The organism is uncultured Fibrobacter sp. (genome assembly GCF_900316465.1).
Classification (GTDB): domain Bacteria; phylum Fibrobacterota; class Fibrobacteria; order Fibrobacterales; family Fibrobacteraceae; genus Fibrobacter.
Genome location: NZ_ONDD01000051.1, coordinates 1 through 7,984, shown reverse-complemented (window position 1 = coordinate 7,984; position 7,984 = coordinate 1). Strand labels below are relative to the sequence as shown.

Here is a 7,984-nt window from a genome sequence, read left to right as displayed (position 1 = left end):
CGGCTTGACCGGGAATCTCCTTTCCAAATCTGCTATTTAGTGCCCCGGGAACCTGGTGAGCGTTTCCACTCGGTAACCCTTGAGCACTTCGCGCCCATGCAAGTCAAAAAGTTCAATCACAAACGCGAAAAGTTCCACTTTCCCTCCAAGCTTTTCGATGAGTGCCGCGGCCGCTTTCGCTGTCCCTCCAGTTGCAAGCAGATCGTCGACAATGAGAACCCGCTGTCCCGGCTTTATGGCGTCCTTGTGAATTTCCATGCATGCTTTCCCGTATTCCAGGTCGTATTCTACGTCGACCGTTTCGCGGGGGAGCTTGCCTTTTTTGCGTTCAGGCACGAACGGCTTGTGAAAATGTTCCGCAATCGAGACCCCAAAAAGGAATCCGCGAGCTTCCAGCCCGACAACGACATCGAATTCGACATTTTCAAGCATCTTGTAGAACGCTTCGAGCGTAAGCTTCAGACCATCGGCATCACTGAGAATCCCCGTGATATCGCGAAAAAGAATCCCCGGCTTCGGAAAATCCGGAACAGAGATAATGTAGTCCTCAATTCGTTTCATCAAGCAGCTTCTCCACAGTAGCAATTATCTTGTCTCTTTCGCCGCACCAGTTGGGGGCAATGAGCATGTCGCTCGGGCTTTCGCCGCTAAAGCGCTCAATGGCGGTTTCAAAGCCGATAATCTTGATCATTTCAGCCACCGCTTCGCAGTATTCCTCGAAGGTCAGGAGCTTGATTTCGCCGTTTGCGTAGTCCTGCGCCATCACGGTGCCTGCCACAATGTGCAACGGGTGAATCTTGACGGCGGCAAGCTTCAAGTCGCGCACAACCTGGGCGGTGTGCTTGAAATCTTCCATGGTTTCGCCGGGGAGGCCCACAATCACGTGCGTGGTCACGGTGAGTCCTGCCGCCTGGCAACGCTTGACTGCGTCCGTGAATTCGGCGAGGGTATGCCTGCGGTTGATGGCGGCAAGTGTCAAATCGTTTGCGGTTTGCAGGCCAATTTCCACGATAATCGGCTTTTTGCGGTTAAGTTCTGCGAGGTAGGCGACCTTGGCGTCTTCGAGGCAGTCCGGACGCGTGCCAATAGCAAGGCCCGCAATCTCCTTATGCTTGATAATCGGGTCGATGATTCCCTTCAGGTGTTCCAGCGGAGCGTGCGTATTCGTGTACGGCTGCAAGTAAGCCAAAATGCCTGCATTCGGGTACTTTTCACGGAGGCGCGGCACGAACTTGTCGAGCTGTTCCTGGATTGAGACCTTCGCCTGGTCAAATACCGGGCTAAAGCTGCGGTTATTGCAATAGCTGCAACCCGAAAAACTCTTGGTGCCGTCCAAGTTCGGGCAGCTCATGCCGCCGTTCAGGGGGAGTTTGCGCACCTTCAGGTAATTCGGGAAAATTTTCAGCAGTAAGTCTCGGTAGGGAGTGTAGTGCATGCGAAATAATATAGTATTTAGTGGATAACAAGCATAAGACGGTCGGCTGTAGACTGTGATTGTAAGTGTTAAAAAGTAAACCGAATGTAAACTTTAATTATATTTAGTCACTATGATGTATAGGTTTCTTTTTGTCTTTTTGATGTCGCTTTTTGTGTCGCAGGTTTTTGCGGCAAATTCAAACGATTCGACTGGTACAACTCCGACGAAATCTTTGCATGCAGAAAAGGGCGGTCTCCTGGCAAACCTTCATGCTGTTCAAGAAGACGAAGCGATTCATCGTGGAAACTTCTTGACGGGTGCTACCTTGTTCTTGCTGCAGGGTGAATCGGATGAAGACGCCCTGAATATCATTTTCGGCGATATTTACAAGGCCGAGGGGTACACGTTTACGGCCGAAGGCTTTGGCGGCTATTTTATCCGTGATGCCATGGCCATCGGTGCCCGAGTGGGGTATAGCCGAACTTTTGTGGATATCGATTTCTCCATTCTCGAAGACATTGCCGATGTCAAGGAACATCGCAAGTACGTGAGCAACGGATTCTTTGTACAGCCGTTTCTCAAGAACTACTTGAAGGTTTTTGATTCCAGAACCATCTATTTCTTTAACGAAACTTCGCTCAAGGTGGAATATTCCTACGGCATTTCGCAATCCGACGACGGCGAAGAAATGGCCAAGACGAAAAACCACGGCTGGACATTCAACTTCGGAATCAATCCGGGTTTGAGCATTATGGTGCTGGACCGCCTGGCTTTTGAAACTTCGGTGGGGCTCTTGGGGCTCAGTTCTTCGTTCATGGAAATCGAAGAAAACGGGGAATCCCGTAGCGAGGTGCTGTACAATATCGTGAATTTCAAGATCAACTTGCTGGCCTTGGACTTTTCGTTGGTCTATTTCTTTTAACAAGTGGGGAGTGCTAATATGAAAAAGTGGATTTTCCTTGCTTTGATGATGCTTCTTGGCGCATGTACCGCCGATTATGATACGTTTGACACGTCGGATTATCGCGAACTCAAAGAAATTGCCGTTGCCGAACAAGACGGCTCGCCGGCGATTTACTCGGAACAACACCGCATTGAATTTGACTTGGCCGAAGTTCCCGATTCGCTTGACACTTGGGACTCGGTGACGCTTGAAGAACTCAATCTGAGCCATTTTGCAAGCCTTCATTTGGTGAAAGACGATATCGATGAGTTTCCGAAGGATTCCGCGGGGCTCGATTCTCTCGCCAAGAAGGTAAAGTATTCCAAAGAAACGATTGAATCGGGTAATAAAATCCGTGTGCCTTCTAGCCACGTGCTTTATGTGGTCGTGGTTTCCGAAAGTGGTAAGAAGGCTGTTTGGCAGTTGACTTTCAATATCCCGAATGTGGAACCCGAAAGCAGTTCCTCGGCTAAATCCGGCAGTTCTGCAGAAGGTAAATCTAGTAGCTCCAAAAAGAGCGACAAGTCCAGCAGTTCGGCGTCCAAAAATTCTTCTAGCAGCTCTCAAAAAGCCGATGAACCGGGCAGTTCTGCAAGCACTTCAAGTTCGTCGGAATCCGATGAACCGTCTAGTTCTTCTGAAGGTAGCACCGAGGCTCCGAAGATTTTGTCCCTTTCGATTGCCGGAAAAGCAGCTGTTATCGATGAAGAAAACAAGTCCATCCATGTGGACGATCTTGATTTCCGTACGGATTTAACCGCCCTTGAACTTTCGGCGATGGAACTTTCAGAAGGCGCTTCGGCCAATGTGACGGTAGGCGAGTCTTACGATTTCGGCGCGGGTGTTCAGGTCAAGGTGACGAATGAAGACGAAAGCGTCACTTATTCGGTGAAGGCGGGCTACCAGTTGCCGGGCGAAAATTTCAACTCCTGGAACAAGAATGATGTCACGCCGGATTCTATTTGGGGCAACGCCAATACGCTTGTGACGACGACGAAAAAGGTGACTTCGGGCTCCATGATCGGTGCCGAAATCAAGACGAGCTCAGTCCTTGGCATCACGGCCAGCGGGAGCCTCTATACGGCCGACTTTAACCCCAATGGCGTGGGCACGCTTTCGATGGCGAATTCTTCGACCTGGCCCGACGGCAATGAACTTCTGGACTTTGGCAAGCCCTTTGCGGCAAGGCCCGAATACATGGAAGTCAAGTTCAGCTACGAGGGCAAGGGCGACAGCTGTGATATCTACATTCTGCTCGAAAACCGCACCGGCAACAAGAATGTGAACCGCAAGTCCACCGATGTCAACACGCTGGTGGCCTCGGCTTGGTTCCGCTCCACCAAGGCTGACAACTCCGGCCGCGAAAATCCGGACGTAGTAAGCGTTTCGGAACCCGATGAAAATGGCATGCGCACGCTTCGCCTGAAACTCAAGTATGGCGAACCTCTTGAAGGATCTCCCATCGAAAATTCTTCGACATTCGATACCAAGTTGAAATCTTCGAATAAGGCCGCTATCAATAACGGCCTCGTGCAGGGAACAGGAGAAGAACCCGTGACTCACATTCGCGTGGTTTTTGCCTCCAGTGCCGACGGAAACCATTATAAGGGCGTAAAGGGTGCGACGCTCATTATAGATGATTTGAAATTGATTTATTAAATAAAACTCACAAGGGGTTCCCAAACCATGGTCTTTTAACTAACTTTTTGGTAAGGTTAAAAGATGATGCGAAAAATCCTCCTCCCATTTTTTTTAGCGTTTTACGCGCTCGCCCTGGTTTCTTGCGAAAGCAAGCAGGCGGTAATCCCCAATAAAGTCCACAGCATTAACGATCTCGGCCACAAGAAAGTGGGTGTGCAGATCGGCAACACCGCCGATATTTATGCGTCCGATTTCGGCGGCGATACTGCGAAAATTGACGTGGACCGCTACACGAAACTCGCCGATGCCGTGCAGGCGCTGTTGCAGGGGAAAATCGATGCGGTCATGAGTGACGACCAGCCGGCCAAGGCCTTTGTGCGGCAGAATCCGTCGCTCCGCATTCTCGAAGAAGTCTTTGTCGAAGAAATGTACGCGGGCGTGGTCGCGAAGGGCAACGAAGCGTTGCTCGATACGGTGAACCAGGCGCTTGCCCAGATGAAACTGGACGGAACCTATGATTCCCTTTTCAATACCTACATCAACCGCACAGGAAATTTCCATTACCAGAAGAAGGTGACCGAAGGCCCGAAGCTGGTACTTTCGACGAATGCCCAGTTCCCGCCGTACGAATACTACGAAAACGCAAAAATTACCGGTTTCGATATCGAAGTGGTCAACTATATTGCCGACTTCATGAACCGCACGGTTGAAATTCAGGATATCGAATTCGATGCGATTATCAATGCGGTTTCTTCGGGCAAGGCCGATGTGGGCTTCGCGGGCTTTACCGTGACCGAAGATCGCAAGAAGTCCATCAACTTCACGACTCCGTATACGCTTTCGAAGATTGTAGTGATTGTCCGCGGTGACGAGGCTGCTGTGAGCGAAGAATCCTTCGTTGATCACCTGCACAAGAATTTTGTGAAAGAGGACCGCTGGAAGTTCATTGTCACAGGCCTTTGCAACACGCTGATTATTTCGTTCTTTGCAGCCCTCCTCGGCATTCTGATTGGCTTTGTGATTGCGCAAATCCGCACCAGCAATGAATTCAATGGCCGCCATAAGGTTCTGAATGGAATTGCCAGGGTGTACCTCGCCGTGATTCGCGGAACGCCGATGATGATCCAGCTGCTTATCATTTATTACATCGTATTCTCGTCGGTGAATGTGAACAAGATTCTGGTGGCAATCGTGGCCTTCGGCGTGAACTCCGGTGCATACGTCTCCGAAATTATCCGCAGCGGTATCAAGGGGGTAGATCCGGGCCAGATTGAAGCGGGCCGTAGCCTTGGCCTCCGTTTCCGCACGATTCTTTACAGCATCGTTTACCCGCAGGCTTTCAAGAATTCGCTCCCGGCTCTTACGAATGAATTTATCTCGCTCATTAAGGAAACGTCCATTTGCGGCTACATCGGCCTGACCGATTTGACCCGCGGTGGTGACATTATCCGCAGCATGACCTACGAGGCCATGCTCCCGCTCCTTGCTGTAGCGGCCATCTACTTTATCCTGGTGGCAGGACTTTCGTCTTGCGTTGCAAAGCTTGAAAAGAGGTTGAAGAAAAATGAACGCTAATGCAGAAACTTTAATCCAGGTCAAGGACCTTTGCAAAGCCTACGGCGATAAGCAAATTCTCAAGGGAATTTCTTTAGACATCCACCGCGGCGACGTGATTGCGATTATCGGGCCTTCGGGTTGCGGCAAGTCTACGTTCCTCCGCCAACTGAACTTGCTTGAAATTCCGACAAGCGGCGACATTTTGTTGGACGGCAAGAGCATCTTGGCGAAGGGTATTTCGAAGCCAGATGTTCGCAGGCGCGTGGGCATGGTGTTTCAGCAGTTTAACTTGTTCAAGAACATGACCGCACTCAAGAATATCATGTTCGCTCCTGTGAAATTGGGGCTACTTTCCAAAGCCGATGCCGAGACCCGTGCGAAGGAACTCCTGAAACGTATCGGGCTCCTGGAACGTGCGGATCATTATCCGGCACAGCTCTCCGGCGGCCAGCAACAGCGTGTGGCGATTGCCCGCGCCATGGCCATGCAGCCCGAGGCAATTCTGTTTGACGAACCGACGAGTGCCTTGGACCCCGAAATGGTCGGCGAAGTTCTCAAGATCATGAAGGACTTGGCAAAATCCGGCATGACGATGGTCGTGGTGACGCACGAAATGAGCTTTGCCCGCGAAGTCGCCAACCGCGTGCTGTTCTTTGCCGACGGCTACGTCAAGGAAGATGGCTCCCCCGAAGAAATTTTCGACAACCCGAAAGATTCCCGCCTCAAGGAATTCCTCTCGGCACTGAAGAAATAGGGCTATTTAAACGCGTTCAGACGTGAAAGCGGTTGTCGGCCTTCGAACGAAATGCCGATGCTGAATTGATTGATGAAGGCGCGGCGTTTGCGGTTCTTGACCGGGTCGTCAAAATGGACTGTCTTTAAAATCCACTGCAGTTTAGGGGTGATGTTTGCCATGTCGCCCAAGGGGAATCGTCTCATGGCCTGGATACCACCCATGAATGCAAGATTCATGATGGAGTCTTGGCCCACATAGAATTCATCGAAACCGATTCCCGCCAACACGTCGAAACCGTATTCGTTGAATTCGTAGGTGCGGCCGATCATGGCGTCCAGTCCTGCGGCAGAAATTCCGTCTGCAAACATCAGGTCAACTTGAAGCTGGAATACGAATCGGAATACCTGGATTCTTGCGTTCGGAACGCTGAAGGTGAAATTTTCGTTAACGGCTTCCAGGCCGGATGTCATGAGCGATTTTCCTACAGAAACTCCGACACAAAGGCCTAAAACTCCGCTATTCTTGTCCGCTTCGTGTAATTCGGCGACGATGTCCTGATTAATCAAGGCTTGTAACGCGGTTCTATAGGGAGTAACGGGGTAACGCCTGAAAAAGTTGTCTCGGGCAATCAATAGCCAACTGTAGTCAAAATCGTAGTAGGTATCTCGTTCGTAAGGGCTTTCTTTTTGAATCCACAAGGTTGCCCAGGAGGTTGCCGCGTCGACGGCGATTCCAGCCGGCGTCTTGGCGATTTCTATGGCGGCAGAGCCGACATCTTCGGGCTTTAGCCAATACGTAAACATGTATTCGACGAACGCGCCTGTTTTCAGCTTAGAATTCTTTTGCAGGCTAGTCTTCTTGGCGAGCGCATAGAGCATGTCGTACTTCGAAATCATGTAGTCCATGACTAGGTTGTACACGGCGTTTTCTTCTTCAGTCAGAGTTCTCCCGTTTACTTCTTGACCGCCAAAATTCATGTACCTAGTGTAGGCGATAGGGACTGACACATGCCCGGGTCTATCTGTCCAGTAGAGGTTACCGGCCAAATGGGTGAGTTCGCTTTGCATTAATTCGTCTTTGCAGAGCTCGTTACGAATTTTAGGGGCGTTTTCCTTGATGTAGTCCAATATGGCGGGGACTTCGGAAAGATCCCCACGGACAAAATGAACCATCAGGGTCGAGTCAAACGAACAGACGTTGACATCTTGCGCCAAAACCGGCGTACCCCAAAGCACGATTCCGAGAAAGAAGACGATTGCAAATAGATTTCGCATGTTATTTCACGATTTCGACGGCCGCGAGTTCCTTGCCGGTTTCCAGGTGGTGTACGCTGAATCGCGGGGGAGTGGTGCCGTCGAAGGTTTCGTAGAGTCCGAAGGTAGGTGGGTTTCCGCCTTTGGGCAGGCTCGTGGAGCCGGGGTTCAGGCAGTAGACTCCATCAGCGTTTTTTTCGGCGGTAAAGATATGTGTATGACCGGAAAAATACACGTCGGCCTTGTAGTGGCTGAACAGATACGGGTCGTACAGGTGACCGTGGCTCAAAAATAGGCGCAATCCATTTTCTTCAAATTCGGCGTAGTCCGCGAGGCAGGGGAATCCCAGCACCATCTGGTCCACTTCGGCGTCGCAGTTGCCGCGAACGGCGGTAATCTTGCCCTTAAGCGGGCTCAGGAGTTCGACAACTCCTTGC

Annotated in this window: 8 protein-coding genes; 4 read left to right on the top strand and 4 right to left on the bottom strand. The window is 50.8% G+C overall.

What is annotated here, in order from left to right; all coding sequences use genetic code 11:
* Nucleotides 1–36 precede the first annotated feature (36 nt).
* The gene (locus tag QZN53_RS12740; RefSeq protein ID WP_088628979.1) at nt 37–561 is read right to left on the bottom strand and encodes an adenine phosphoribosyltransferase; all 525 of its coding nucleotides are present in this window, start codon (nt 559–561) and stop codon (nt 37–39) included.
* On the bottom strand, nt 548–1,435 hold the full coding sequence (locus QZN53_RS12735) for a TIGR01212 family radical SAM protein (protein WP_163439292.1): 888 nt from the start codon (nt 1,433–1,435) through the stop codon (nt 548–550). The genes QZN53_RS12740 and QZN53_RS12735 overlap by 14 nt, the downstream gene beginning before the upstream one ends.
* A 142-nt stretch (nt 1,436–1,577) precedes the next feature.
* Here QZN53_RS12735 and QZN53_RS12730 point away from each other — a divergent pair, with 142 nt between their 5' ends.
* The 4 genes from QZN53_RS12730 (at nt 1,578) to QZN53_RS12715 (ending at nt 6,312) form a co-directional block, all read left to right on the top strand.
* Nucleotides 1,578–2,339, top strand: coding sequence for a hypothetical protein (locus tag QZN53_RS12730; protein ID WP_163439291.1), 762 nt, complete (start codon nt 1,578–1,580; stop codon nt 2,337–2,339).
* Between the two features lie 18 nt (nt 2,340–2,357).
* Nucleotides 2,358–4,019, top strand: coding sequence for a PCMD domain-containing protein (locus tag QZN53_RS12725; RefSeq protein ID WP_163439290.1), 1,662 nt, complete (start codon nt 2,358–2,360; stop codon nt 4,017–4,019).
* A gap of 63 nt (nt 4,020–4,082) precedes the next feature.
* Nucleotides 4,083–5,576, top strand: a complete 1,494-nt coding sequence (locus QZN53_RS12720; RefSeq protein WP_163439289.1) for an ABC transporter substrate-binding protein/permease — start codon at nt 4,083–4,085, stop codon at nt 5,574–5,576.
* A complete protein-coding gene (locus QZN53_RS12715) occupies nt 5,566–6,312 on the top strand; it encodes an amino acid ABC transporter ATP-binding protein (protein ID WP_163439288.1) in 747 nt (248 codons plus the stop codon). The genes QZN53_RS12720 and QZN53_RS12715 overlap by 11 nt, the downstream gene beginning before the upstream one ends.
* Nucleotides 6,313–6,314: 2 nt before the next feature.
* Here the strand turns inward: QZN53_RS12715 and QZN53_RS12710 are convergent, their stop codons facing one another.
* Together QZN53_RS12710 and yfcE are read right to left on the bottom strand one after the other, a co-directional pair.
* A complete protein-coding gene (locus QZN53_RS12710) occupies nt 6,315–7,568 on the bottom strand; it encodes a hypothetical protein (RefSeq protein ID WP_163439287.1) in 1,254 nt (417 codons plus the stop codon).
* A 1-nt stretch (nt 7,569) separates the two neighbouring features.
* The coding region (gene yfcE, locus QZN53_RS12705) for a phosphodiesterase (protein ID WP_163439286.1) at nt 7,570–7,984 on the bottom strand (415 nt) is incomplete at its 5' end.

What these genes read in the sequence shown, in the direction of transcription:
- QZN53_RS12740 (WP_088628979.1), bottom strand. Translation starts at nt 561, where the DNA reads ATGAAACGAATTGAGGACTACATTATCTCTGTTCCGGATTTTCCGAAG.
- QZN53_RS12735 (WP_163439292.1), bottom strand. Translation starts at nt 1,435, where the DNA reads ATGCACTACACTCCCTACCGAGACTTACTGCTGAAAATTTTCCCGAAT.
- QZN53_RS12730 (WP_163439291.1), top strand. Translation starts at nt 1,578, where the DNA reads ATGTCGCTTTTTGTGTCGCAGGTTTTTGCGGCAAATTCAAACGATTCG.
- QZN53_RS12725 (WP_163439290.1), top strand. Translation starts at nt 2,358, where the DNA reads ATGAAAAAGTGGATTTTCCTTGCTTTGATGATGCTTCTTGGCGCATGT.
- QZN53_RS12720 (WP_163439289.1), top strand. Translation starts at nt 4,083, where the DNA reads ATGATGCGAAAAATCCTCCTCCCATTTTTTTTAGCGTTTTACGCGCTC.
- QZN53_RS12715 (WP_163439288.1), top strand. Translation starts at nt 5,566, where the DNA reads ATGAACGCTAATGCAGAAACTTTAATCCAGGTCAAGGACCTTTGCAAA.
- QZN53_RS12710 (WP_163439287.1), bottom strand. Translation starts at nt 7,568, where the DNA reads ATGCGAAATCTATTTGCAATCGTCTTCTTTCTCGGAATCGTGCTTTGG.